This window comes from Bacillus sp. AFS037270 (assembly GCF_002585305.1).
Window position 1 is genome coordinate 79,360 of the sequence record NZ_NUNF01000002.1, and the last position, 26,524, is coordinate 105,883.

Sequence of the window (26,524 nt, forward strand, 5' to 3'; positions counted from 1 at the left end):
TTTTAAAAAGAGGAATCCGGCTTTTACCAGATTCCTTATACCCTTCTCTTTTATTCTTATTTATCCCACTTCTAAGGATTGATGTTGTGATTGGTGCAGGTTCCAATAGTAACTCTTTCGGCTTAATAACTCGTTATGCGATCCTTCCTCGATGATTTTGCCTTTATCAATGACAAGGATACGGTTTGCATTTTGAATCGTAGAAAGGCGGTGAGCAATAATAAAAGATGTTCTTCCGGCAAGCAAGGTCTCAAGGCCTTTTTGCAGCGCCAGCTCTGTTTCCGTATCAATCGAAGAGGTAGCCTCATCCAGAATTAAGATCTTAGGATCGGCCAAGAGTGCACGGGCAAAGGAAATCAATTGTCTCTGTCCAGTAGAAAGCCTTGTGCCACGTTCGTTGACCTCTGTTAGATAACCATCGGCTAGACCGCTGATAAACTGATGTGCCTGGACAGCCTTCGCAGCCGCGATCACTTCCTCGTCTGTAGCATCAAGCCGGCCATAACGGATATTATCCATAATTGTGCCAGAAAAAATAAATGGATCTTGAAGCATAACGCCCATTTGCTTCCTTAGAGAAGGAATGGTAACTGTATTGATATCAACACCGTCAATTTCTATTTTTCCGGTGCTTACATCATAAAATCGGCTGAGCAAGCTGACAATTGTGGTCTTTCCCGATCCGGTAGCACCCACAAGTGCGATGGTTTCACCAGGATTGACAGAGAAACTTACATTTTTAAGGATTCTTTCGCCTTCTTCATATTCAAAGACAACATCCTTGAATTCAACTTTTCCTTTAATAAGAGGAAGCTCCACAGCATTTGGTTGATCTTCTACGGTAGGCTTTTCATCGATCATTTCAAAAATTCGTTCCAAATAGGCCGTTGCATTAATAATCGCATTGTAGAAGTTTCCGATATTGGCAATTGGAGCCCAAAACATGCTTATATAGCCAACAAAGGCAACCAAAGCACCGACAGTTACTCCTTCTCCAATCTGGGATATACCGAATACATAAATAATCGAAGTAGTGAGAATCGAAATATTCTCAATCGAAGGCCATAGCAGGAACTGGATTCTAACCGCTTTCATCCAGGAGCTTCGATAACTTTCCGATACATCTCTAAAGATTCGTTTATTTTCCTCTTCCCTTGTAAAGGCCTGAGTTACTTTAATCCCATTGATACTTTCATGAATATAAGCATTCATGTTGGACTGCTTATTACTTAAAGTTTGCCATGCTTTCCGCTGTGCATTTTTAATAAGGAGAATGACGGCAGCAAGGACAGGAAATCCGAGCATTGCCATTAGCGTTAACTTTACATCAATCGCTAACATAAAACCGACAATAACGAACAGGCTAAACAGGTCCGTAATCAAATTAATTAATCCATTTGATAATAAATCACTTAAGGAGTTAACATAGTTAACCACCCTCACTAAAATCTTCCCGTGCGGCCTGCTGTCATAAAAGGAAAAAGACAATTTTTGCAAATGGGTAAACAAGTCTTTTCTAATGTTGAGGATGACGCTCTGCCCTATCTCGGACATCATTCTAATTCTGAATTTCATACAAATCCCGGTAATCACTAGGGCACCAAGGTAGATGCAGGAAAGGACCACTAAACTTCCTACATCCTTGTTCGGAATACTATCATCGATTGCTTTTTTTATTAAATAGGGTCCAATTAAATTTGCTCCGCTGGCAATCAGCATAATCAAAACGGTTAATAGAATCTTTTTTCTGTACGGTTTTAAATAAGTAAATAATCGTTTCAGATGAACAAAGCTGAATGGTGATTCCAACTCTTCATCCACATCAAATTTATTGCGCGCCATTGAGATAGATCACATCCTCACCATTGTGCTGACCATCAAAATTGCCATTTTGATTCATAAACACTTTGTAGTAATACCCTTTTTTCGCAAGCAGCTCTTTATGCTTACCTCTTTCAATGATTTCGCCATTTTCCATTACAAGGATTAAATCAGCCTCTTTTACAGAAGAAATCCGATGAGCAATGATAAAACATGTCTTCTCTTTTAGTAATGACTTTAATGTCCGCTGGATACGAAGCTCCGTTTCCATATCGACAGCTGATGTTGTGTCATCAAGGACTAGGACGGATGGGTTCTTTAGAATAGCCCGGGCTAAAGCAATCCTTTGCCTTTGGCCTCCCGAAAGACCTACACCCCGTTCCCCAATAATCGTGTCGTAACCTTCTGGAAGGTTGGTAATAAAATCATGAGCCTCCGCCATTTTAGCAGCAGATTGCACCATTTCCAAGGTAGCATCTGGATTCCCATACGCAATATTCCCCTCAATCGTATCGGAGAATAGGAATATATCCTGCATGACCATGGCCATACTATCTCTCAATTTAGAAATATCCCAATCTCTAACTTTAAGCCCATCCACTATTACTTCCCCGCCGGCTGTATCATAAAAACGGCTTAAAAGGTTTACCAATGTAGATTTACCAGCTCCGGTTGGACCGATGATTCCTACTGTTTGGCCCGGAAGCACTTTAAAGCTGATATCTTTCAGGACCTGTTCATCCCCATAACTAAAGGACACATGGTTAAACTCAACACCCCCACTAATGTGTCTAATAGCTGCTCGGTTTGCTTCATTGGTGATTTCTGGTTCAGTATTTAACAAGTCCTCCACTTTTTCAGCTGAAGCAATAAACCGCTGCACATCATTGATTAACCATCCAGCCATTCGCATAGGATTATTTAACGCCCAAATCAAGGAATTAAAGGTTACTAATTCCCCAAACGTAAGCGAACCATTAATGACCATAATTCCTCCAACCAAAATCATCACAACAGTTAATACTCCTGCAAGTGAATCGAGCACAGGCAAATATTTTTCCCAAACTTTTGCAGAATCAAGACTCTTTTCCTTAAAGGCCTCATTTTCGACTGAAAACTTGTCAATTTCGTAATCTTCCTTCGCAAATGCCTTTACAACCCGATTTCCGCTAATGTTTTCCTGTACCACTGAGTTTAACCGTGCAAACTGTCCCCTAATCTCTGTAAAGGTCGGTTTGACCGTAAAGGATAAGCGAGTAGCAAAGAAACCAATAATCGGTGTTACCGCTATCATTGCCAAAGCCAATAATGGGTTAATATAGAACATAAACCCAATCGCAATGAGTAATATGGTTAGATTTTCGAAGATCATATAAATAGCCCACGCCGTAAAATGCCTTACAGCTTCTAGATCCCCGGTCATACGGGCCATAATATCTCCCGTTTTGGTCCGATCGAAAAAACTAAAATCTAAATGCTGAAGCCGGTCATACAATTGTTCTCTAATTTTAAATATGACGTTTTGTGAAACTGCTTCAAACATTAATTGGTAATTATATCGAATGACCGTTTTGATAACGGTAACCCCAATCATAGTCCCTAAAAAGGGCCATAATAAATTGTTCTGGTGGCCATAAATCACTTTATCGACAATTTTTCCTGCAAAATATGGATTCAGCATGTTTAGCATGGAAACAGCTAATGCCAGAAATAGTCCACTGAATAATCGAATGCGAAAGTTCTTAATATACCCCCACACCCACCGTATGCTTTGCATAATTCAACTCCCCCTCCCTACACCTCTTTACATAAATACATTAAAATAAAAACATTTATGAACCAATTATAGTGTTATTATTAAAGAATAAAATATAAAATCATAACAAAAAATTGCACAATCCTAACATTAGAGGAGAGATCAAATGCTTCAATTGTTTGCCCCGCCTTTACCAACACTTCTTGCCGCCGGTAAAAATACTTTTGATATCGGTCAAACACATCTAAATCGAAATAATATTGGTGTTTTTGATTTATTAGTTGTCACAAAAGGACAATTGTTCATGGGTGAAGATTATCGTAAATATAAGGTTAGTAGAGGAAATGCATTGATTCTCTACCCCGATCGGCACCATTATTCTATTTCACCGTGTGATGAAATTACCGACTTTTTTTGGTTTCATTTTGTTTCTTCGAAGGGCTGGCAGGACCTTACCATTTCTAAACCTTTTCATTACGAGGAAAGAGCTGCTGAAGATTGTGGAAACTTTTTATCAGAGAGCCCGTTCGGAATTACACTACCCAAATATTGCAAAGTATCCAATTCTGAAGCGGTTGAACTCCTGTGCTCAAAAATTACTTCATCGGAAAATGAGTCTATCTACTCTAGAGAATGGCAGCGGCAGATCCTTTTTCAGCAATTACTCCAAGAACTTTCAAATCATATGCACTTAGCCAATTCTCTGCCCGCATTCGCGGTCGCAGAAAAAGCAGCCGTTTATTTGCGGAAAAATTATGCCAAAAAAGTGACCTATGAAAGTATTGGCCGGGCTCTCAAATTCCATCCCAATCATATTGCAAGATGCATGATCCAGTCCTTTGGCTGTACACCGATTGAATATGTAAATAAAATTCGTATTGATCAAGCAAAGATATTATTGGTTTCAACAGATTGGAGCATTGATAGGATTTCAGAAAGCAGTGGTTTCACACAATCCGCATATTTCAGTAGAATCTTCAAAAAGCTGGAACATTTAACTCCCAATCAGTTCCGAAAACAATATGTTGGAAAAGTACCTAATAATAAATCATCAATTAAAAGCAATGAGGACACGCCCTAGTTCTGTTTCATCACTCAACTAGGGCGTGTCCGTTTTACTTTATTTTTCCTTTAGATCTGTCTTTTTTATTTTAATAAAAGGTTACTAGACAGTGATATTAATAGATTTGCTTGCTTTTCCGTAATAGATTTACCGCTTTGGGCCGACAGTTCATTCACAAATGCTTTAAGTTTGCCTGCCACAGCCTCTTTATTTCCTCCAGCAAATGCTTCTTTTGCTGAGGCAAGTTTGGCTGTAAGTGAATGCGCTATTCCTTCGTCTGTAATAAACGACTCAGTCAATCGGCTTAGACTGTCGAAGTCAACAGTCACTGTAAATTGAATTTCAGCTTCCGAGGAATTCCCTGCATGATCTGTAGCTTTTGCTGTAAATTTATTTACACCAACACTATATTCATATGCTGGACCTTCAATGGCCGGACAATCAACAGATTCAATTCCAGATAAATTATCGCTTGCACTGCAGGAGATGGATATGTTTCCATCAACAGAATAGGTTCCCTCATTACCTTTAACCGTAATGACTGGAGCTGTTATATCTTCTTCCACAATCATAATCCAGCTGATTTGCGGATCTGGTGAACCAGGTACCCTGCGAACAGTCACATCCAATTTTCCATCCGTTACGTTCACATGTTGATAGCTTAGAGCATCATATGCACTTGTAAATACATATCCCTTTGTTTTTGTTTCACCGTTAATTAGGATATCCGCTTTTCTGCTTCCCTTAGTCGATGAATACCAGCGATCATATAGACCGGTATATACCGTGTACTTACCATTTTTTAGATCAAACTTATATGAAAGGTCATCACCAGAATTCGCTAAAAGGTAGCGTAATGAAGAAAATAAATCATCACCTTCTCCGCCAGCAAGTCTTGTTTTATCCCCAACAAATCCCCATGTCTGACCATTAACTGGGTCATACTTTTGATCAATTACATCTTTGTTTAATAGTGTATTCTCCATATAAGAAGACCATGTCACGTAATCACTTGTTTTCACTCCGCCCGCATGGACAAAATATCTTACATGATCCGGGATAACTAAGATTTTTGTTCTAATCACTTTATTGGCTAACTCAGAAAGTGTGCCTTCAACGACAACGGTACTAGGCTTTGAGAAATCTGCTGGATTAATTGCCCATGTTACCGCCGTATCAAGCTTTTCCCCCTCTGAATTTGTTACGTTGATTCTATTCGGTAAAGTGGGCACTTGACCAACAGACACCTTCTCAGGCAGTTCTGTATTGATGGTGACTTTCCCCATTCTGTCTAATGCATCCAGTTTCCACTCTTCATACCATTGCAGACTCATTTCATCACCCTGGCCGAACTCAATTGGCAGCCAAATATATCTTGAATCCTTTAAATCACTAGCCTTCCATCTGTCAGCCATAAAAATAAACTTACCCTTTTTAGCATCGACTGGAATAACGTTGGTACTTTGTGAATCAAATGTCGTCGAAGCTTTGTCGCCTATCGAAGGATCACGCAAAGGCTTCCATTCTCCAAATATATTATCCGCCACTGTATACCTAGCTGGATTAGGGTCCCAGCCGGTAGCGCCAGATGTTATTAAATAGTATTTTCCTTGATATTTAAACATTGCCGGTGCTTCACGCTGCGCACCTGGAAATACCCTCACATAATCCTCACCATAAACCGCTTTATACTCAGTATCACGTTCTATATTTCCGTCCTTATGCCAGCCTACTACATCGGTATAAGAATCATTTAGCTTTGAAATATAAATCGTCCTATTTTCTTCGCTAGAATAGATCAAGTATGCAGTACCGTCATCATCCTTGAACAAATTCATATCACGAGCCATCCCCGGCTGATCTGGCTGACCATTGTAGGTGGCATCCTTAGGTGCTCTATCCATCCGATTGCTTACTTGATAAACGAAAGGTCCTGTAGGAGAGTCACTTAATGCATAACCAGCTTCCGCTTTTGCATACATCGCAGTTGATGTAGTCGAAGGGCCATCGGTATGCATCCACATGACATATTTTTTTGTCTTTTCATTGTAGATGACTTTAGGTCTTTCTATTACCCGGTCTGTACCAATATCATTTAAAATATCGGCTTTGTCCTTTCTGCCTTCATAAAGTCTAGAGATTAACGGGTCGGTCTCAAACTGATCCATCGATTCAATGGCAGTAAGGGCTAAGCCTTCATCTTTCCAGTTATATAAATCAGTAGAAGAATAAACTCTTACCCCTCTGGCAGGAAGATATCCATTTGTTTTATCTTCCCCGTACCAATAGTATTTTTTCGTTTGCTCGTCATACATGATCCCGCCGCCGTGCGCTTGAATAAGGGCACCGTTTGTATCTGTCCAAACTTGCCCCGGTTTATAGGAAGTATTTGGAGCGTAAACAGTAAGCCCTGCCAGTGCAGAGTCTAGATTTTTTATGGCTGTTCGAATTTGCTCCTGAATCGTCTTATTCTCACTATCTAACCCGTTTTCATTGATATTTTTAACCAGGGCATCTGCTTGTGTGATGGCTTTATTTAGTGATTCTAGGCTGAATTGGGTATAGGTATTTGTTTTATCCGCCTCTTTCTTTGCCGATTCTATTTTTGCATCCAAATCTGAAAGAGGAATCACAACATATTTTTTGATAATGATATAGTTTACTAATGGGTCATTATAGTTTGATAGGGCAGCTGTGGCAGGTCCTTGGATTCTGACATCTAATTCTCCATCCGTTACCGAAACCTGTTGATAAGTAACCTCTTTTTCAGCATTATAGCTTCCAATATCCAAATCTCCATTGGATAGATTTTGTCCCTCACCGATGATATTCACACTTCGGCCGCTCCACGGATTTTTGAATCCTAATGTAAGATCATATTGACCATTCGGCAGCTCGAACTTATACTCTAATGCCTTATCCCTAACTTGCGGTCCGTTATAATATCGAAGTGAGCCAAATTTATCAGCGCCATTAGAGACACTAGTATTACTAGCGGTGGTTACCAATCCCCATGTTTTTCCAGTAACACTGTCTACACCGTATTTTTGCTCTGTTTTACTAGAATACCGCCCAAATTGATCGGTTCCCTCGACCGTATCAGGGGTCGGGTCACCTGCATTCACAAAATAGAGCACGTCTGTGTCCACGGTTGTCCCCTCAGCAGAAACATGTCCGGTTGAGGAAAAGGTTGGGATTGTAATGAGTGAAGCTGTTAAAATCGAAGATAAAACCTTTTTCATTTTAAGCAACAAGATTCCTCCCTACTTTATTAATGTTTCTTTCCTTCTGTAGTCAAAGAGGTAATTTCATGTAGAGGAACCCTACTTCCTGAGCCGTTAGCGAATAGGGTTCATTGCGTTTTTAAAGGTGTCATATATCAAACGTGGTTTTTCTTTGTCGAAAGACATTAAGCCCATTGTGGAAATTCCATTAATCTGTTGGTTGTAGTTTAATCTTTCTTTATAATCTTTTAACACCCAGAACGTATAGCCGGCCATATAAGGCAGGCGACTAGGATCTGTTACCTGATTCCAGTGATTTAGGAACTTGTACGATTGCCATTCTTCTGTTCCGGACTGTGTTTCTGGTCCATGGTTATTGATTTCATCTGCATAGGCCCATGTTCCATTTTCTGTAATCAGAATTGGCTTATTTGGATAGGTTTTATGAACGATATCCAATGTCCGCCCCAAGTCTGAATCCTGCATATAAAAATAACCGAAGTATTCATTTAAACCAATTACATCCGCCAAGTCATAAGCCGGGTCCCAGCTGCTTCCAGATGCCCATGTGACGGGACGTTTTTGGATATCAACGCTTTTGACCGCTTCCTTCATATCTGCCAGCCAATTACGATAAACAGTTTGATCATCCCAAATCCCTGACTCATTCTGTAATGACCACATGATGGTGGAAGGGTGATTGATTTGATTCCAAGCCATACTTAAAGCTAAGGCTCTAGAGAGACCATAAGAGTTTGTTTGCAGCGCTTCCTGCTTTGTATCAAGCCACATATTCTCTACTTCATCAAGCACCATTAATCCACGTTGATCCGCAAAATCATACACATATGGATGACGATTGTAGTGGCTATTACGTATGAAGTTTGCATTCACATCCAGAACATGACTCAATTCCGTATTATATTCTTCAATTGTCATAGAGCGGCCGCTTGCAGCCGTTTCCTCATGCCAGTTAAGTCCCTTCAAAAATACCTGTTTCCCATTTAGTGTTAATTTGCCATTCTCTACTGCAATGGTTCGCATTCCATAATTTGTGGAAAGACTGTCATCGAGAGACCCATTTCCTTTTTGAATAACCTGACCTTCCCCTTTTCCTTTATAAAGTTCTGCGGTTACTTGATAAAGATTCGGGGAATCTGGAGACCAATAGGCTGCTTTTGGAATTTGGAAATCCATTGAAACGACTTTTACTTCACCAGGTTTTAAATCCACTTCCTGTGACTTAGGATCTCCACCTGTTTTTTCCCCTGGATCGACAACTAATTGGCGATGTACTTCTTTATCGCCATGGTTGTACACAACCACTTTTGTTGTTAAGGTATGATCGCCTGTTGCAGTTAGTATTTTGCTAACATTTACATCGGATGTTGCTTCTAAATAAACACTGCGTGTAATCCCTGCATATGGCCAAAAGTCTACCGGTTTATACGGCAGTTCTGTGTCAGCTGTAATTGGTTTCGGATTCGAGCTTGTATAGGAATCATAGGTCGGTTTACGGTATACTCGGACCGCAATGACATTATCTTTTCCAGGTTGTAAATATTCGCCTACATCCAGGGCAAAAGGTGAATATCCCCCTTCATGTTCCCCCACCAAATGACCATTGACATAAACCCATGCACGATAGTTAACGCCAAGAAAATTAAGCTTGACGAATTGGTTTTTCCAATTAGCATCAGGCGAAAAATGTGTCCGGAACCAAGCGTAACCATCGTAAAAAGCACTTCCTTTTCCGAAGTTTGATCCATCGTATGTACCAAATCCAGGGGTATCATACAGATCCCAACTGCCCGGAACCTTTTCTTCTTGCCAATTTTTATCACCGTATCCTTGTTCAAACCACTTTTCATTCAACCCTTGATTATTTGGGTCCATGGCGAATTTCCACTTACCATCAAGGTTTAAATAACTTCTACTTTGCTCTTTTAACGTCCATGTATCAAACGAAGGAACTGGTTCCCCATATTGAAACAACACATTCGTTCCATCAATTGATTGCACTTTCGTATTCATCGGTTCATGTTCAGCAATATTCACATTATTTCCTTTTGTATCTGCCTTGGCATTAGGCAGCCCAGCAAAAAACGTGGAGCCAAGAAGAAGAACACCAATCCCAAAACTAGTGAATTTTCGATTCATTTGCCAACCTCCCGTTTGATATAATTCTTAATCCTGAAAAGTAAGTACTTTTAAATTTGAAAACCTCACCTTTTTAGACTGCTTGATTTCAAAAAAACAACTTATTTTTGAAATCGGTTTCATAAATCTCTAAAATAGAAACGCTTACAATTATTTGGATAACTAAATTTTTCATCACCCCCCTAATGTCCTTCAAAGTGTTGTTTCTAAACGAACGTTGAGTCGCCATATTTTAAACTGCTGATACTTCATCATTACTTTTCTGATCAGCCAAAGTTTAATTATATAAGCTGATTAACGGATGATTGACCAGATATTTTTTAATGTTATATTTTTTGATACCAAAATAACTAAACGATTATGAAACCCGTTTCAAAATTAAGTTTTATAATTGACTAGATGATTAAATCTAAAGAATATTTTTACAATTGTAGCTAAATTTTACATGATAGACTTCTACTGTGTCATGGGCCTATTTTCTTATGTTAGGCTACTATTGAATAAATTTTAATTGGAGATGGATACTATTTTTTTAAAGGGGGTATGATAGTGGATTTAAATTCATTATGCTATCTCGGACTTGGATTCATTAGTATCATTCTTCTTATTTATATATGTATAAAATCAGATGTCAGACAAGCCTTATTAACTTTTATGGGCATGGTCGGGCTGGGGTATATCATTGAGGCTGTCATTTATAACTTTTTAAGCAGCTATCAATATTATCCTCATATCATCAAACACGATCCTATTTATGATAGTGCTTTGGGTGCCATCGCATCTAATGCCTTAACATTACCTGTGGCTGCCACCTTTCTTGCGGCTTTCCGTAGAAATTGGCTTTGGGTGGCATTTACGATTGCTCTGTATGCGGGGATTGAATGGCTTTTTTTAGAACTACATATCTATAAGCATCATTGGTGGAAGACTGTCTATACGTCCATTGGCCTTCCCTTTTATTTTCTATTTGCTAAATTTCTTTATCGAAAAATGAGTGTCCCATTAAAAGGCTTTTTTCACACCCTTTGTTTATATCTCATTATAAGTCCCTTTTCAGGTTCGCTGCATTTTATCCCGATCATGTTTTTTTCTAATCGCTATTATGAGTTTGGTTTATTTGCTAACCAATCTAAAGATACGACAGCTTTTTCAACCATTTTTTATTTATGTGCGAGTATTGTTTACGTGTTTATGGCCAAATTTCAGCCTTTACCACGATGGGAAAAATACCCTGTTATAGGACTTTGTATGTACTGCGCCACACACATACTGAGACGTGCCGGAATCCTCCACAGTTTAGTATGGTGGGACACATGGTATTACATTGTACTATCTTTCCTCTCCCTTCTCTTTACCGAATTCATTAGTAAATCTCTCCATAAAGGCTCTTTGGCATCCAAAATCTAAAGCAAAAGCGGCTCAACCAATCGGTTGAACCGCTTTTGCATAGTGACAAAATGATTAATGGTGTCAGGCACCACGTTTGATTTGTTTGAATTGGCCCTTGGATAGGACGGTTTTTTCGAGGCGGTGGGCCATTATTCCGGCTAGGACGGATAAGACGATATCCTTCGGCAGGGGTGCTACCATCCATAACCATGCCATTTTGTAAGAGAAACCTTCTGGAGCTGCAGCCCAAAGTTTATATGCGAAATACATCCAGTTGGTTCCGAAAAGATAGTTGACCGCCATTCCTATTAACGAAGCAGTGATAAACGCAGACAGGCTTTTATTCCTTTCAACCATTTTACCAATCATAAATGCTACCAATATATAAGAAAGAATAAAGCCAAATGTAGGTCTTATGATAATGGAAAGCCCGCCGGTAAAGTCAGCAAAAACAGGAACTCCGACTAAGCCCACTAACATATAAACGGTCAAAGCAATTGAACCTAAACGGCTTCCTAAAATGGCTCCCGCTAAAATAGCAAAAAAGGTTTGTAGTGTAATCGGAACTCCGCCCACATGTAAAAATGGAGCAATCGTCGAAATATTTGCCCCAATGGCCATCAGTGCCACAAACATAGCAGCAAGTGTTAAATCTAATGCCCTTAAATTCCTCATTTAATCCCCCACCTATATTTTTTATCTTATCTTTAAAATAAATGGTAAGGGAATCATTGTCAACTGAAAATTAATAGTAGTTAACAATATGAATATCGAAAGCTTTGGAGAATAACCTTATTTATTACGGCAGTATTTACAAACCTGGATGGTTTGGCCTGTTTCTGTTTTATGTGAATATAGCAATTTTATCCCGGTTCTTGCGCATAATGGGCATGTCCCCCGTCCATTTGAAGGAAGGTTGCTGATTGTCTTTCCTCTGTTTCTCTTTGCCATTCTCATCATCCTTTTTCTATTAATCTTGTTTCTTTATCTAATGATGGACTGACACAAATATTGTTAGGCAAATAACGTTTTTAAGATAATTTTTTGTCCCGATTATTATAGCCGGCAGGCAAAAGGACTAGCCGTATTACCCCACACCTCCCTCTCGTTTTACTATTTTTTCAAAACACGACATACATATTAATTAGATTGAAATTACCCTTTATGGTCCGCACGACAGTTGTCCCCCCGCATAAGATAGAAATAAGAGGAAGTCAAAGCTTTTTAACGAAGGGAAAGATGTGGTGTTTCAATATGAAAAATAATTCAGCGTACCACCATACATTTCAAAATCTTCAAGAGAATGGACTCTCATTCGAGCAGGTGTTTGAGCGGATTGTTACCTTTATGTCGCTCAATCCTAAAGGGAACTATCGCTTGATGGTGGGCACAGATTCACAGGTCCATAAATCGCAAACGGTTTTTATCACCGGAATTGTCATTCAAAATGAAGGAAATGGGGTGTGGGCCTGTATAAGAAAGGTCGTTGTCCCAAGGAAGATGACACAGCTTCATGAGCGGATTTCACTTGAATTATCTTTAACAGAGGAAATAGTCGCCATGTTCACCGAAGAACGGAAAAATCAGCTTATCGCGATCGTCCTCCCTTATCTTTACGAGGGTTCAACCTTCACCATGGAAGGGCATATCGATATAGGGGCCGGCAAACGCAATAAGACGAGAGAATTCGTTAAAGAAATGGTAACACGAATGGAATCAATGGGGGTGGAACCAAAAATCAAACCGGATGCTTTTGTAGCCTCTAGCTATGCCAATCGCTATACGAAATAAAGCGTCAGACACCGAAATTCTCATGGTGCCTGACGCTTTTTTATTAAAGGGCTGCTTCTACCTCTTTTGCCATACCTTTCAGCGATTTTAAACCGCCGCCGCTTAGGTACCAAGAGTCAGCATCTAAGTAGACAATTTTGTTATTTTTATAGGCTGATGTCTTTTTGACGAGCTCATTTTCTACAATTTCTTTGGCGCCAATTTCGCCGCCTACAGCCGTTGCCCGGTCAATCACAAACAGGACATCCGGATTTTTTTCCTTAATATATTCAAACGTAATACTTTGTCCATGGGTAGAGACTTCAATTTTTTCATCGGCCGCCCCGAAGCCAAAAACATCATGGACGATACCAAAACGAGAGCTTGGGCCGTAGGCACTCACTTTTCCTTCGTTCGCTAGAACAACGAGGCCTTTTTGGTCAAGAGCAGATGCTTTTTTATTTAACGCCTGCACACTTTCTTGAACATCCTTTATTTCACCAGCTACCTGACCTTCTTTTCCAAAAATCTCACCGATTAAGTTCATATTTTTTGTAAAGGAAGCCATGTAATTTGTATAATCAATCCCTACATAAACGGTTGGGGCAATCTCCGCAAACTGATCGTATAATTCCGCTTGACGCCCTGAGATAAATATAACGTCCGGCTCCAACGCGTGAATCGCCTCAAAATCCGGTTCCTTCAAGCTGCCTACATTCGTATATTTCTTATCACCGTATTTTTTTAAATAAGAAGGCATCGTTGCTTGGGGAACTCCTGTTACTTCAATACCTAACTCATCTAGGGTATCTAGGACACCAAAATCAAACACAACGACCTTCTTCGGATTTTTCTCAACTTCTGCTTCACCATATTCATGCTTAATCGTTATCTTCTCCTCTGATTGTTCACTAGAAGCTGTTTGAGATGCCTCCTCCTCTTTTGTCCCGCCGCAAGCTGCTAACACCAAAATCATCGTAAAAATAAACCCTAGTAAACTCCACTTTTTCATCTAGTCCACTCTCCCTTTTTTTATGAATTAAAATAAACGCAAATTCGGCAATTGTTCATTTCTTGAATCGGAATATCCATATCATAAATCTCACTCAAAGCCTCCGATTGGATAATTTCCTCTGTCGGGCCATTTTTGACCACTTTTCCATCTTTCATGGCGACAATCCAATCAGAATAGACTGAGGCAAAATTAATATCATGGAGAACAATAACAACCGTTTTACCCAGCTCATCTACTAAGCGGCGCAAGATTTTCATAATCTGAACAGAATGCTTCATATCCAAATTGTTAAGAGGCTCATCGAGCAGGATGTACTGCGTATCTTGAGCAATCACCATCGCAATAAACGCACGCTGCCGCTGTCCCCCTGATAGTTCATCCAAAAAGCAATCCTGCATTTCCGTAAGATGCATGTATTCTAACGATTGATCCACCATCCGCTCATCCTCCTCCGTGAGCCGCCCCTTAGAGTAGGGAAATCGGCCAAACGAAACCAGTTCGCGGATCGTGAGCCGGACATTCATGTAATTCGATTGTTTTAAAATCGAAACGGATTTGGCAAAATCATTCGACTTCATCTTGCGGACATTGGACTGATTGACAAGCACTTCACCCGTATCTGCATCGAGGAGCCGGCTGACCATTGACAAAAGCGTTGACTTCCCGGCACCGTTCGGCCCAATAAAGGAGGTTATTTTTCCAGGCTGGATATCAACGGTCACATCTTCGACAACCGCCTTCTTACCGTAAAACTTCGATAATGACTTCACTTGGATCATGCTGCTTTCCTCTCCTTTAGTAGTAGATAGATAAAGTAAATCCCGCCGAAAAAGTTAATAATCACGCTGAGCGTGGTCGAAAAAGTAAAGATTCGCTCAACCACCCATTGCCCGCCGACAAGGGCGATAACACTCATTACAATCGCCCCGGTAATGAGTACCTTATGTTTATAGGTTTTAAAAAACTGATAAGAAAGGTTCGCAACAATTAAGCCCAAAAAAGTAATCGGCCCTACAAGTGCGGTTGAAATGGAAATAAAGATGGCCACGATTATCAGCATTTTTTTCACAATCGAATCATAGGGGACACCAAGATTAATGGCCCACTCCCTGCCCAGCGATAATACATCGAGGTATTTCATATAGCGCCAGGCATAAATAATGACGACCGCAACCAGCAATAGTGCCAGCCAAACCAAGTCTGAATTAATATTGTTAAAACTAGCAAACATTCGGTCTTGGACAATCTGAAATTCATTTGGATCGATCAGCACTTGAAAGAACGTAGATATACTCGAGAAAAAGGTGCCGACAATAATTCCAATGAGTAGTAAAAAGTAAATGGACTGACCGCCCTTTTTAAAAAGAAACTGATAAAGTCCGAGAGCAAAGACAATCATTATGACTATAGAGATTAAGAAATTAACCTGTTTATTGACCACTACTAAATGATCGGAACCCAGAAAGAAAATGATTACGGTTTGCAACAGTAAATAGAGGGCATCAAGCCCCATAATGCTCGGTGTTAAAATACGATTATGGGTAATCGTTTGAAAAACAACCGTCGCATAGGCGATCGTAAATCCTGTAATGATCATAGCGATGACCTTCACTGCCCTTTTGGGGAGTGCATAATCAAAGCTGCCATTAAGATCGTGAAATAAGTAAATCCCGCAGCACAGCAGTGCGCCTAAGACTAAGCTCCCTATTTTTATCCACTGGTTACGCATAAGCTCTCCTCCTAAACAAAAGATAGAGGAAGATTCCGCTGCCTATGCCCCCAACCATCAGGCTAATTGAAATCTCGTACGGGTAAATAATGATTCTCCCCAGAATATCGCAAACTAGCAAAAAGCTTGCTCCTAGTAAGGCCGAATGCGGCAGCGTTTTTTGCAGGTGGTCGCCTCTAAAAATAGAGATGATATTCGGAATAATTAGACCGAGAAACGGAATCATTCCGACTGTCAGCACAACAGTGACCGTTATTAGCGCAACGAGCACCAATCCAATGTTGACGATTCTCCGATAGGCAAGACCTAAATTTTTTGAAAAATCTTCCCCCATTCCAGCCACAGTAAAACGGTTGGCATAAAAATAGGCGATAATTAAAATCGGAATACTTATGTATAGGAGCTCATAACGCCCTTTCATAATCATGGAAAAATCCCCTTGCAGCCAGGCGGACATATTTTGTATCACATCTGCCCTGTAGGCAAAGAACGTCGTGACGGAAGATAAAATATTGCCGAACATTAAGCCTACTAGTGGAATGAAAATTGCATCCTTCAACTTAATTCGGTCAAGAATTTGCATGAATAAAAATGTTCCCGCAAGCGCAAATGCAAAGGCAACCAGCATTTTTTGCATCATCGAGGCATTTGCAAACAGCAGCATCGAAACCAATATTCCTAAACGGGTTGCATCCAGTGTTCCTGCAGTTGTCGGTGAAACAAATTTGTTACAGCTGAGCTGCTGCATGATGAGTCCGGCAATGCTCATTCCTGCACCCGCAAGGATGATGGCCACTAGCCTCGGTACCCTGCTGATCAGAAATATTTGAGTTTCTTCAGATTGGAAGTTTATGAGATCGATAGGCGAAATGCTGCTAACCCCTACAAACAATGAGATCCCTGACAATATAGCTAACACTAACAATAAATATCGTTTCTTCATCGCTGTCTCCATAGATTATTTTTAATGATATTGAAAATCATTATCATTTAAATTAAGTATAAACAATTGAGGAAAATAGTGTCAATAGCTAATTGAGAATATTTATCAATCTTTTAATAACCTGTTGGGAAAAAATCCACCCTTTATTTGTGACTGAGAGTACTGTCCTTTTTTTTACTCCCTAACATATTGGACTTCCAGCGCCTCATAAATTGAGGATTAGGGGGGGATCGAGTGAAAAAGGGACTATTAGCCATTGTTTTACCGTTCATTTTGTTAGTGTCAGGATGCTTTAGTGACCCAGTACAAGATGATTTGTTAAATTATGTGAATAAAGAAATGAAACAAGCAGGGAAGTTAGAAGCGGCAGCGGTTTCTTCCTACGAAGGTGTGTCCGGAGCGAATTATAAGGATGACCAAACGATGTACGATGCGTTAACCAAAGAAGTCATTCCAAACTATAATGAATTTATTAAAGAATTGGATTCAGTCAAGATAGAAACCGATGAGTTACAGGGGATACATGAGATTTATATTGAGGGGGCTGACATTCAATATAAAGCATTTGTTACCATAAAACAGGCCCTCGAGGAGCAGGATCCTGCGCTAGTTCAGGAGGCAAATGATATGCTGGCCGATGCAAGAGAGCATATCCGGGATTATAAGAGTAAGTTGAATAAACTGGCAAAAGATCATGATGTTAAAATTAATCAATAACTAATACTTAAATGTTTACAAAACTAACAAAGTGCCCGCCCAGTATTCTAAGAGATGGAGCGGGCACTGAGCATTTTTAGTATAACTGCCTCCAGGGCGGAAAGGCTGAGGCTCGGCTAGGATCTTTTTCGCATTGGGGGTAACTCCTGATAGGTCAAGGCTCTCCATACCCATTCCATTGGACCGAACTTGAAATAACGAAGCCATAGCGTACTATAGATTAATTGGATGACATAAATAGTCAAGCATATATAGAGTGTTTGAAGATAGTTAATATGATTTTGCAGCTGCAGGATTTTTCCAGCCAGTAAAATTAAGGTTGTTTGCATTAAATAATTAGTAAACGCCATTCGGCCATAGCTTTTTAAAGGAGCTAATAGTTGACGGAAAAAAGGTAATTGTATCAGCAGCACGATACATCCCGCATAAAAGGCTGAAATCACAGGGCCAATCGTAATACCAATGCTCATAAACTGCTGTGTTTGGATGGAATTAGCGACATCCACAGGACTCGGTGCGGATTGATATTGAAAGATCAGCCCCGCTAGACTTAGGACTAACGTTATTACCGTAAAAACAGTTGTTGCCTTTATGTGATGCCGAATTCTCTGAAACAGATGATATTGGCCCGCGGCAATCCCCAACAACATCAACGGAATAACCATAAAGATTTTTGCAGCAAAAAGTCCTAATACTACTAGCATGATGACACCGAAGATAAAATTGACGTTTTTGTTCACTTTGTAAAATGGCAGGAGGATCAGACCTGAGACGGCATAGATTGTTAATGCTTCTCCCGGATGAAACTGCACATGTCCCCATCCAAATATGAATAACACGATTAGTCTCCGTACAAACAACACTTGTCCTTTCTTCCCTTTTGTATTGGCACGGTCGATGAAAAGAAATAGGCCGACACCAAACAGGAAGGTGAAAATCGTATAAAAACGGCCTTCAATAAATAAATACAAAAACCGCCAATAAGCTGCATCCGCAGAATTTGCTGCCGGGGGATTGACGGCCAATAATGGCCCAATATTAACCAAAATAATTCCCAGCAAGGCAACCCCCCGCAGATAATCCAACACATCGATCCGCTCATTGTCCCCTATTGCACTCATAGTAATCTCCTAATCAGTTTCGTTTTACCATGTCACTAGTTTACCATGTTTTCTTAATGTTAATGGTGCCTGTCACCAATAGTGGGCTTTATATTTTTTTTATGGTGATGAACATAGTTATACTCAGATTCATATTTTATTTATATACCGATCTTTTTCCGAAATGAAAAAAACCGTGGTCACTTACTACCACGGCTTAATAAGTGTGCAAATACGAGCGTGTTAATCCATCCTTTGTCGGCCAAACAAGTTTGGATTATTTTTTTGGCTTTTTTTTCTAACCAAGTGGTCACCTTTCCTTTTCCTTTCTTATAGACTGATAACCTCTTCGAGCTACTCCATCTCTAACTCACTGAAGTGCTCCCCCGAACAAACTGGAGACCCAGTAATACAAGACGACTAACGTAAACAAGGTTGCAGGTGGTATTACAACTATTGTAATCTTTACGTATTCCCACCAAGAAAACTTGACCTTTCCCTTCCGAATAATATGCATCCACATTAGTGTAGCAAGGGTTCCCATTGGCAGAAGCAGTGACCCCATATCACTTCCAATAACGTTAGCCAAATAAGCGACTTTCAAAGTAAGCATGTCTAGCCCCATATGTGTTAACGTTAGCGTTCCAACCATCAGGGCCGGATGATTGTTAAAGATATTAGATAGAACGGATAGCAGTGTCCCCATCATCACACTAGCATGCAGTAAACTTCCGGAAACCATCGGGCGCATGAATCCGATTAACCAGTCCGTTAGACCAATATTGTTGAGGCCATATATGATGACGTACATACTAAACGCGAAAACGAGAATATACCAAGGCGTTTTTTTAATCATATCCACCGGTGGTATTTTTAGGTAGACCCATCTCCAGCCCAGCAGGACAAGCGAACCAATCACAGCCATGACGGAAACAGGAATTCCAATGTAAGAGGCGACAAACAGGCTTATCCTCACAGCAAATACAAATAGGAGCACATTCCGCATAAACTTGGACCGCTCTTTTCCGGAAGAATGTTTTGGTTCCGGCATAAGTGGATGGTAAGATGTGAGTGTTAATCCGCTTACCTTAGTAGGAACTGTTTTCGGTAAGACTTTTTTAAATCGAAGGTACAGCAGAAAAACTAAGAACAGAAGCCCGAGTGTTGCTGGTACAAACATCATCGCTGTGTGCAAATACAAACTCATATGCACGATTTTAAGTGCGATCAGGTTCACAATATTACTTACACCAATTGGAGCACTCGATGCTGTCGCGACCAGCCCGCCTGATAATAAATACGGAATCTTTTGATGGTTCTTTAACCCCATATTATTTAGCAGCATTACCAAAATTGGCGTAGTGATTAAGATACTTCCATCATTATTAAAAAACAGTGTCATTAGGAAGCACAAGAGATTCACATACCAAAATAACCGAATCCCGGACCCACGAGCCTTTTCAGCCAGCTTCTCGGCAACCCAGTTAAAGAATCCAAAGCTTTCTAACACGATCGCCATGACAATTGTCGCAATAATCGTTATGGCAGCACCGCTTATAGTCTCAGTAATCAATCCAAGGTCAGACAGCGACACACTGCCGCTTAATAATACAAATATCGCCCCAATTGTTGCTGGAATTGCTTCATTAACCCCTTTTGGCCTCCAAAGAATAAATATTAACGTAACCACAAAAGATAGGATCGTCATCCATACCATTGGTTGAAATAACATGTCTTTCCCCTTTCATTCTAGTTAGTAATTCATGATGTTTCATAAGACGGACCTGCCTCCTCCCTCAGGTTTGTCCGCACTTGTCCCTCCCTTCCATTTATCTCTCTGTATGACTGTACTTCATGATATGTAACCCAAATTAGACAGGCTCTAGGTTTGTACCCTTTTCTAGGATAAATCCACGGGAATCTAGATATTAAAAAGGTGACAGGCACCACGGATGGACATTTGTCCATCTGTGGTGCCTGTCACCCTTCCTACTCTTAGCACTGTTTGTACTTATATTATACGGTTTGGCCAATCGGTAATTTCATTGTTCCATTTGCGGCAAAGTTTGTGTGCCAGGATAACGCTTTTTCTAATACATGAGGAGTTTGTCCGCCTCTCATTCGTGCTTCTTGATAATATTCACGCAGCTGCTCGCGATACAACGGATGAGCACACCGCTCAATAATTAACTCCGCGCGCTCCCTTGGTGCCAATCCGCGTAAATCTGCAAATCCCTGCTCTGTCACAATAATGTCCACATCATGCTCGGTATGGTCGACATGGGACACAAACGGTACAATACTTGAAATCTTTCCACCCTTTGCTATAGACTTTGTTACAAAAATAGCTAAGCGGGCATTACGTGCGAAATCCCCTGAGCCGCCAATCCCATTCATCATCTTAGTGCCTAGTACATGGGTAGAGTTCACGTTCCCATACATGTCCAATTCTAAAGCTGTGTTAATCGAAATTAACCCCAGACGGCGAATGATTTCTGGATGATTTGATATCTCCTGCGGCCTCATGATTAACCGGTCACGATACTTTTCAAAGTTCCCGTAAACCTCCTTCATTTTTCCGTCAGAAAGGGTAATGGAACAGCATGAAGCAAATTTCACCTTACCGGCATCAAGTAAGTCAAATACAGCATCCTGCAATACCTCTGAATAGACTTCTAAGTCAGTAAACTCCGAATCTAGCATGCCGTGCAGGACAGCATTAGCCACCGAACCAATCCCGGATTGCAATGGAGCAAGCCGTTTCGTCAATCTTCCTGTCCTCACTTCCGTCCGCAAAAACTCAATCAAATGGTTCGCCATAACGACAGTCTCATCATCAGGCGGAACAATCGTCGATGGAGAATCTAGCTGATTTGTAAAAACAATCCCTTTCACCTTTTCCATATCCACCGGGATGCCGATGGTTCCGATTCGATCGTCGACCTTTGTTAAAGGGATCGGACCGCGCTCCCCCTGCTTTCCGGGATCATATAAGTCATGGAGACCTTCAAGATTGACTTGATGGGCCAAATTGATTTCTATAATGATAGATTTAGCATTTAATGCAAATGAGAGGGAGTTCCCTACTGAAGTGGTTGGTATCACCATTCCCTCCTCCGTCACAGAGAACGCTTCCAAAATAGCAAAATCGACAAGCTCCATTACACCTGCTCTTACTAATTCCGCCGTATGTGATAGGTGCTGGTCTACAAACATCATTTCCCCATTATTAATTTTATTCCGCATGGTCGGATCAGCCTGAAAGGGAAGTCTTTTTCCAAGAATCCCGGCCTCTGCAAACAACTTATCAACATCAGAACCCAAGGACGCACCCGTATACACATTTACCTTAAATGTCTCCTTTTCAGCACGTTTGACCAGAGCGAATGGCACCGCTTTCACATCTCCGGCACGTGTAAACCCGCTTAACCCCAAAGTCATCCCGTCTTGTATCCATGAAGCCGCCTCTTCTGGTGTTACGATACGATTTAACAAACGCTGATCACGAATCCGCTCTACATAATTTTCCATGCTATCTCCACTCCCCTAAGTGAATTTTGAGATAATTGTAACCGATAAAGGTTATCAAATAGAGATTTCCAGGATAAATTACGGAAAATTCAGATAAACCAGCATTATTACATTCTCAAACAGTATTTACTTAAAAACCTAGCAATCTTCGAAAATAACTTGAATACGATTGACTCACAGGGACTTTGTCGCCGTTATCCATCGACAAGATGAAGGTAGAGTGAGTGTCAGGAAAGATCGCTTTAATATGATTTACATTTACGATAAACGAGCGATGACAACGGATAAAATAATCCTTTGGCAGATGGAACTCAAATTCCTGTAAAGAGTACTTATGTGTACCGCTAAGTTCCATAGTGGTAACATACGTTTTTTTATCCTTGGCTTCGATATAGATCACTTGAGAAAAAGGAACCGGTATCCAGCCATCCTCTGTTTTGATCGTCACGACCAGCTTTCCGCTCGTTAAAGCAGGATAAATTGCAGTCACACAACCTTCCAGCCTACCTTCATGAAAGAAAGGAACCGCCATACCGTGATAAGGGACGCCAAATAGGTCCCGATTTATAAACTCGGAAATCTTTTGTTTTGAATGGATCGCCTTATAGGCTATCGTCCCCTCCTTTAAAGGATCCCCCGCCCTGATCTTCAAATCAACCCGCTTACTCGGCCGGAAATAAATATATTCCCGAGTATTAGAAACTGCAATCGAAATCTCCTCCGAAAACAACTCACTAATCACATCTAAAAGAGAAACAACCGTAATACTTTCCATACACTATAACTCCCTTGGAGAGATTGTAAATGGTGACAGGCACCATTTCTACTATTTTACACTTATCTACAGCGCTAGCCGATAAATTAAAAACCGTTCATTCTGATTATGCTCGTAAACATACGGTAAGATTACTTCCTTCTGTAACTCAAAAGCAGTATCCTGTTCTAGGAAGTAAATATAATCCTCAGACGGATAATATAAAACCAGCTCTACTTCCCTTGGGTTCCGCTCCAAAGAGCGCAGGATATTATTAACTACTCTTCGAAACACTTGAATCGAAAACGGATTAAAAAAATAAAAACGATTATCGAAGCTGCTGATTTCATACTCTTCTGCCAAGCAGCAAACAAATTGAATTTTGTCCTTCCCAGTCTTTTTCACATAACGCTTCTGATTTTGCAGTGCCTCATCGTAAAGGTCTTCATTCATTTCAACCCCAACAACTCTAACATCATAGAAATAATGAAGATAAAAATTGAGCCGTCCCTTACCAGATCCAAAGTCCACAATATGGTCGTCATGACGAATCCCATAATGGCGAAACAGTTCCTCTAGTGCACTGTACGGTGTGGGCTCGTAACGATGATAATGCATCGACTTATTAAATCCCTGCTGGTCGCCGCGGGTTTTAATATTAAGTAATTTATCATAGTAATATTCTTTCATAGGTGACTCCTAAATTCTCTATTTCTATTTATTTTAACAAAGGGCAACGAAAAAAACCGCTTAGATACAAAATCAATCTAAGCGGCACTCTTTATTAGTTCTCTTTCCTTAGCTTATGAACCTCATCAGCGACAAACTGAACATTCGTACCGATAATAACTTGGATACTTTGTGGACCAACAATGTTAATTCCCGGTACACCGGCCGATTTGATTTTCTTCTGGTCGACCTGACTCATATCCTTCACTTCTAATCTTAAGCGGGTCACACAGTTATCCACTGAAACGACGTTCTCATCACCGCCCAATCCTTCATAAATGATCGCTGCCATTGAAGCAAACTTACTTTCACCTGCGGTCTCTTCCACAGCCTCATCTTCGTCATCTTCGCGGCCAGGAGTCATTAAATTAAATTTAACGATAATATAACGGAATAAGAAGTAATAAATAACCGCAAAAACTAAACCTTGAACGATTAACATATATGGCTTATTAGCAATTGGGATTTTAAAACTTAGCACATAGTCGATAAGTCCGGCACTAAACCCAAACCCAGCTGTCCAATGGAACGCTGCTGCAATTGCCAATGACAGACCTGTTAAGATAGCATGCACAAGATAAAGCATAGGAGCTAAGAACATGAATGCAAACTCAATCGGCTCCGTAACACCTGTAAAAAAGGCGGCAAAGCCGGCTGCTAACATTAATGAGGCGACTTGCTTTCTCTTCTTCGTTTTAGCAGTATGAACCATAGCTAAAGCGGCTGCAGGCAGCCCGAACATCATGATTGGGAAGAATCCGGCCTGGTACATACCGGTTACTCCCTTTTCCCCCTTGCTTGCCCAGAAGTTTCCGATATCGTTAATGTTGGCCACATCAAACCAAAATACAGAGTTTAAGGCATGGTGTAACCCGGTAGGAATTAAAAGGCGGTTAAAGAAGCCATAAAGGCCAGCACCAACAGCACCTAAATCACTAATTGCTTTACCAAAGGTAACCAATGCCGTATAAATTGGCGGCCATACAAAGAATAATACCGCGGAAACAACCAGCATTGAAATAGCTGTCATAATTGGGACCAACCGTTTACCGCTGAAAAATGCGAATGCATCCGGTAATTTCACATGACTATAACGATTGTACATCATGGAGGCCACAATACCGGAGATGATTCCAACAAAAGCATTTTTGACTTTTTCAAATGATGGATCGACTTTAGTTGGATCAACCCCTTCTAAGAGTGCCACTGTGCCTGTTGAAAGCAATGTAGTCACAACCAAGAAGGCAACCAGACCACTCAGTGCGGCAGAGCCATCTTTCTCTTTTGACATCCCTAAGGCAACACCGACTGCAAAAAGAATCGGAATATTATCGATAATCGAACTGCCAGCTTTAATTAAGAAAGCGGCCAGCGGACTGTCTGCACCCCAGCCGGTCGGGTCAATCCAATATCCGATACCCATTAATATCGCTGCTGCCGGCAGGACCGCAACCGGTAACATCAACGAACTTCCTAATCTTTGTAGGTATTTCCTCATTTGCTGAACCCCCTATTTATGTTTTTTCTGTAACGCTGCAGCTATCTTGAAAAAACAGACAATGAATAAATAATGACTATCAAACTAGTAAGATATGCTGCTGATTTTTCTAATCACCACCTCCTTAAAGACCTTATCCATTAATAGTTTACTGTCTGGTCCTAACTCCTATTACTGATATTGGGACGTATGACAAAATAAAAAGGCATAGAGGTAAAATAAAAGATCCTAAGTCGATCTTTCATTTCACCTCCACGCCTGAACTAACTTCCTAGCTTGGAAAGAATTTTTTCACAGATTTCATGAGTTTCCAGTGCATCTGAAGCGGATATGCTTGGCTTTGAGTTCGTCATAACAGCATTTACAAAATCTGAGACCATCTGCTCAAAGCCACGTTTTTTCAGGGTAGATTCCCAGTCACTGCCCCGTACTTCAGTTGTTTCCATCCCCTTTGAAACCACTAATTTAGATACATTATAAACGCTGCGTTTCTCTACAGGCCCCATGACCTCTACGATTTCTTCATTTGTGCCATTGTCCCGGTTCATGATTCCAAGCGCCGTTGCGCCACTTGAAATAAACTGAACAACAACATGGTAAAGTATACCCCCAACGATTTTTCCATTGACAATCACTTCATCAATTGGAGTCGGGCATAGATATCTCACGGTATCTACCACATGGATGAAATCATCATAAATGAATGTCCTTGGTTCGCCTGGCAATGCGTTCCGATGTTTCTGGACTATGACCATATTCGGGGCAGCGACTTCCTTTAGCCGTTGGTATGCAGGGGCGTATCTTCGATTGAAGCCCGTCATTAAGATTAGACCCTTCTGCTCGGCAAGTTCGACGAGTTTTTTTGCCCCATCATAATGGTCCGTAATCGGCTTATCGACAAACACATGGATATCGTGCTCGAGCAGCTGTTCGACAATCCCTTCATGGGAGACGGTCGACGAATGGACAAACGCCCCTTTAATCCCACTGCTAAGCAAGGATTCTAATGTAGAGTGAAGATTCTCAAACCGATATTGGCTGCCAACGGACTTTACCTTTTCTTGATTACGTGTAAAAAAGTGAAATTCCAGATCCTTCATACTGCTGTAGACCGGCAGATATGCCTTTTGCGCGATATCCCCGAGCCCGATTACACCGAATTTAACCACTATATCTCTCTCCTAAAAAGTTAATTTGTACCTTTAAGTATATCAATTACCTAGTAGTAGAAATCAATTTTTCCTGGCTTTAAGAAATAATTAAGTTTTAACCGTTAAAGTAAAGGCAGATACCACGGAATTGTTTCTCATCATTTCTTTGAAAGG

20 protein-coding genes are annotated in these 26,524 nt (G+C 40.6%); 4 read left to right on the forward strand and 16 right to left on the reverse strand.

Features of this window, described 5'->3' with window-relative positions:
* Positions 1 to 60: 60 nt before the first annotated feature.
* Entirely contained in the window at positions 61 to 1,842 is a 1,782-nt protein-coding gene (locus COD92_RS00800; RefSeq protein WP_098531131.1) for an ABC transporter ATP-binding protein, read from the reverse strand.
* Positions 1,829 to 3,598: an ABC transporter ATP-binding protein gene (locus tag COD92_RS00805; protein WP_098531132.1), complete on the reverse strand. Its 1,770-nt coding sequence runs from the start codon at positions 3,596 to 3,598 to the stop codon at positions 1,829 to 1,831. The genes COD92_RS00800 and COD92_RS00805 overlap by 14 nt, the downstream gene beginning before the upstream one ends.
* A gap of 145 nt (positions 3,599 to 3,743) precedes the next feature.
* On the opposite strand from COD92_RS00805, the gene COD92_RS00810 reads away from it, so the two are divergent.
* Positions 3,744 to 4,658, forward strand: a complete 915-nt coding sequence (locus tag COD92_RS00810; protein ID WP_098995834.1) for a helix-turn-helix domain-containing protein — start codon at positions 3,744 to 3,746, stop codon at positions 4,656 to 4,658.
* Between the two features lie 65 nt (positions 4,659 to 4,723).
* Here the strand turns inward: COD92_RS00810 and COD92_RS00815 are convergent, their stop codons facing one another.
* Both COD92_RS00815 and COD92_RS00820 read right to left on the reverse strand, forming a co-directional pair.
* Positions 4,724 to 7,882 carry a family 43 glycosylhydrolase gene (locus tag COD92_RS00815; RefSeq protein ID WP_255295233.1) on the reverse strand — a complete coding sequence of 1,053 codons (3,159 nt, stop codon included), beginning with the start codon at positions 7,880 to 7,882 and terminating at the stop codon, positions 4,724 to 4,726.
* A gap of 96 nt (positions 7,883 to 7,978) precedes the next feature.
* Positions 7,979 to 10,024 carry a glycoside hydrolase family 2 protein gene (locus COD92_RS00820; RefSeq protein WP_098995836.1) on the reverse strand — a complete coding sequence of 682 codons (2,046 nt, stop codon included), beginning with the start codon at positions 10,022 to 10,024 and terminating at the stop codon, positions 7,979 to 7,981.
* 549 nt (positions 10,025 to 10,573) lie between these two features.
* Between COD92_RS00820 and COD92_RS00825 the strand changes: the two genes are divergently transcribed.
* Positions 10,574 to 11,431 carry a hypothetical protein gene (locus COD92_RS00825; RefSeq protein WP_098531136.1) on the forward strand — a complete coding sequence of 286 codons (858 nt, stop codon included), beginning with the start codon at positions 10,574 to 10,576 and terminating at the stop codon, positions 11,429 to 11,431.
* 63 nt (positions 11,432 to 11,494) lie between these two features.
* Here COD92_RS00825 and COD92_RS00830 read toward each other — a convergent pair whose 3' ends face one another.
* Positions 11,495 to 12,088 carry a biotin transporter BioY gene (locus tag COD92_RS00830; protein WP_098531137.1) on the reverse strand — a complete coding sequence of 198 codons (594 nt, stop codon included), beginning with the start codon at positions 12,086 to 12,088 and terminating at the stop codon, positions 11,495 to 11,497.
* Positions 12,089 to 12,667: 579 nt separating this feature from the next.
* Here COD92_RS00830 and COD92_RS00835 point away from each other — a divergent pair.
* Positions 12,668 to 13,204 carry a ribonuclease H-like YkuK family protein gene (locus COD92_RS00835; protein WP_098531138.1) on the forward strand — a complete coding sequence of 179 codons (537 nt, stop codon included), beginning with the start codon at positions 12,668 to 12,670 and terminating at the stop codon, positions 13,202 to 13,204.
* Between the two features lie 43 nt (positions 13,205 to 13,247).
* Here COD92_RS00835 and COD92_RS00840 read toward each other — a convergent pair whose 3' ends face one another.
* From COD92_RS00840 to COD92_RS00855, 4 genes are read right to left on the reverse strand one after another with little or no spacing between them, the layout of a single operon-like run.
* Entirely contained in the window at positions 13,248 to 14,195 is a 948-nt protein-coding gene (locus tag COD92_RS00840; protein WP_098995837.1) for a siderophore ABC transporter substrate-binding protein, read from the reverse strand.
* Positions 14,196 to 14,215: 20 nt separating this feature from the next.
* Positions 14,216 to 14,977, reverse strand: a complete 762-nt coding sequence (locus COD92_RS00845; RefSeq protein WP_098995838.1) for an iron ABC transporter ATP-binding protein — start codon at positions 14,975 to 14,977, stop codon at positions 14,216 to 14,218.
* Entirely contained in the window at positions 14,974 to 15,927 is a 954-nt protein-coding gene (locus COD92_RS00850) for an iron chelate uptake ABC transporter family permease subunit (RefSeq protein ID WP_098531141.1), read from the reverse strand. Before COD92_RS00850 ends, COD92_RS00845 begins: the two co-directional genes overlap by 4 nt.
* Positions 15,920 to 16,870 carry an ABC transporter permease gene (locus tag COD92_RS00855; protein WP_098995839.1) on the reverse strand — a complete coding sequence of 317 codons (951 nt, stop codon included), beginning with the start codon at positions 16,868 to 16,870 and terminating at the stop codon, positions 15,920 to 15,922. Before COD92_RS00855 ends, COD92_RS00850 begins: the two co-directional genes overlap by 8 nt.
* A 234-nt stretch (positions 16,871 to 17,104) precedes the next feature.
* Between COD92_RS00855 and COD92_RS00860 the strand changes: the two genes are divergently transcribed.
* On the forward strand, positions 17,105 to 17,587 hold the full coding sequence (locus COD92_RS00860; RefSeq protein WP_098995840.1) for a hypothetical protein: 483 nt from the start codon (positions 17,105 to 17,107) through the stop codon (positions 17,585 to 17,587).
* 116 nt (positions 17,588 to 17,703) lie between these two features.
* On the opposite strand, the gene COD92_RS00865 is transcribed toward COD92_RS00860, so the two are convergent.
* The 7 genes from COD92_RS00865 to COD92_RS00895 all read right to left on the reverse strand — a co-directional run bounded on the left by COD92_RS00865 (position 17,704) and on the right by COD92_RS00895 (position 26,368).
* The gene (locus tag COD92_RS00865; RefSeq protein ID WP_098531144.1) at positions 17,704 to 18,708 is read right to left on the reverse strand and encodes a DUF418 domain-containing protein; all 1,005 of its coding nucleotides are present in this window, start codon (positions 18,706 to 18,708) and stop codon (positions 17,704 to 17,706) included.
* Positions 18,709 to 19,057: 349 nt separating this feature from the next.
* Positions 19,058 to 20,419 (reverse strand): arsenic transporter, encoded by a 1,362-nt coding sequence (locus COD92_RS00870; RefSeq protein WP_098531145.1) that lies wholly within the window; start codon positions 20,417 to 20,419, stop codon positions 19,058 to 19,060.
* 284 nt (positions 20,420 to 20,703) lie between these two features.
* Positions 20,704 to 22,218, reverse strand: coding sequence for a succinyl-CoA:acetate CoA-transferase ScpC (locus COD92_RS00875; protein ID WP_098531146.1), 1,515 nt, complete (start codon positions 22,216 to 22,218; stop codon positions 20,704 to 20,706).
* A 130-nt stretch (positions 22,219 to 22,348) separates the two neighbouring features.
* Positions 22,349 to 22,993, reverse strand: a complete 645-nt coding sequence (locus tag COD92_RS00880; protein WP_098531147.1) for a LytTR family DNA-binding domain-containing protein — start codon at positions 22,991 to 22,993, stop codon at positions 22,349 to 22,351.
* A gap of 66 nt (positions 22,994 to 23,059) precedes the next feature.
* Positions 23,060 to 23,662 (reverse strand): class I SAM-dependent methyltransferase, encoded by a 603-nt coding sequence (locus tag COD92_RS00885; protein WP_098531148.1) that lies wholly within the window; start codon positions 23,660 to 23,662, stop codon positions 23,060 to 23,062.
* Between the two features lie 94 nt (positions 23,663 to 23,756).
* Entirely contained in the window at positions 23,757 to 25,199 is a 1,443-nt protein-coding gene (nagE, locus tag COD92_RS00890; RefSeq protein ID WP_098531149.1) for an N-acetylglucosamine-specific PTS transporter subunit IIBC, read from the reverse strand.
* 263 nt (positions 25,200 to 25,462) lie between these two features.
* Positions 25,463 to 26,368 carry a Gfo/Idh/MocA family protein gene (locus tag COD92_RS00895; protein ID WP_098531150.1) on the reverse strand — a complete coding sequence of 302 codons (906 nt, stop codon included), beginning with the start codon at positions 26,366 to 26,368 and terminating at the stop codon, positions 25,463 to 25,465.
* Between the last annotated feature and the right edge of the window lie 156 nt (positions 26,369 to 26,524).

Bases quoted from the DNA above. Each gene is read 5' to 3' on its own strand.
- COD92_RS00880 (WP_098531147.1), bottom strand. From the start codon at position 22,993: ATGGAAAGTATTACGGTTGTTTCTCTTTTAGATGTGATTAGTGAGTTG.
- COD92_RS00830 (WP_098531137.1), bottom strand. From the start codon at position 12,088: ATGAGGAATTTAAGGGCATTAGATTTAACACTTGCTGCTATGTTTGTG.
- COD92_RS00815 (WP_255295233.1), bottom strand. From the start codon at position 7,882: ATGAAAAAGGTTTTATCTTCGATTTTAACAGCTTCACTCATTACAATC.
- COD92_RS00820 (WP_098995836.1), bottom strand. From the start codon at position 10,024: ATGAATCGAAAATTCACTAGTTTTGGGATTGGTGTTCTTCTTCTTGGC.
- nagE (WP_098531149.1), bottom strand. From the start codon at position 25,199: ATGAGGAAATACCTACAAAGATTAGGAAGTTCGTTGATGTTACCGGTT.
- COD92_RS00870 (WP_098531145.1), bottom strand. From the start codon at position 20,419: ATGTTATTTCAACCAATGGTATGGATGACGATCCTATCTTTTGTGGTT.
- COD92_RS00875 (WP_098531146.1), bottom strand. From the start codon at position 22,218: ATGGAAAATTATGTAGAGCGGATTCGTGATCAGCGTTTGTTAAATCGT.
- COD92_RS00840 (WP_098995837.1), bottom strand. From the start codon at position 14,195: ATGAAAAAGTGGAGTTTACTAGGGTTTATTTTTACGATGATTTTGGTG.
- COD92_RS00805 (WP_098531132.1), bottom strand. From the start codon at position 3,598: ATGCAAAGCATACGGTGGGTGTGGGGGTATATTAAGAACTTTCGCATT.
- COD92_RS00845 (WP_098995838.1), bottom strand. From the start codon at position 14,977: ATGATCCAAGTGAAGTCATTATCGAAGTTTTACGGTAAGAAGGCGGTT.
- COD92_RS00835 (WP_098531138.1), top strand. From the start codon at position 12,668: ATGAAAAATAATTCAGCGTACCACCATACATTTCAAAATCTTCAAGAG.
- COD92_RS00855 (WP_098995839.1), bottom strand. From the start codon at position 16,870: ATGAAGAAACGATATTTATTGTTAGTGTTAGCTATATTGTCAGGGATC.
- COD92_RS00850 (WP_098531141.1), bottom strand. From the start codon at position 15,927: ATGCGTAACCAGTGGATAAAAATAGGGAGCTTAGTCTTAGGCGCACTG.
- COD92_RS00800 (WP_098531131.1), bottom strand. From the start codon at position 1,842: ATGGCGCGCAATAAATTTGATGTGGATGAAGAGTTGGAATCACCATTC.
- COD92_RS00810 (WP_098995834.1), top strand. From the start codon at position 3,744: ATGCTTCAATTGTTTGCCCCGCCTTTACCAACACTTCTTGCCGCCGGT.
- COD92_RS00885 (WP_098531148.1), bottom strand. From the start codon at position 23,662: ATGAAAGAATATTACTATGATAAATTACTTAATATTAAAACCCGCGGC.
- COD92_RS00865 (WP_098531144.1), bottom strand. From the start codon at position 18,708: ATGAGTGCAATAGGGGACAATGAGCGGATCGATGTGTTGGATTATCTG.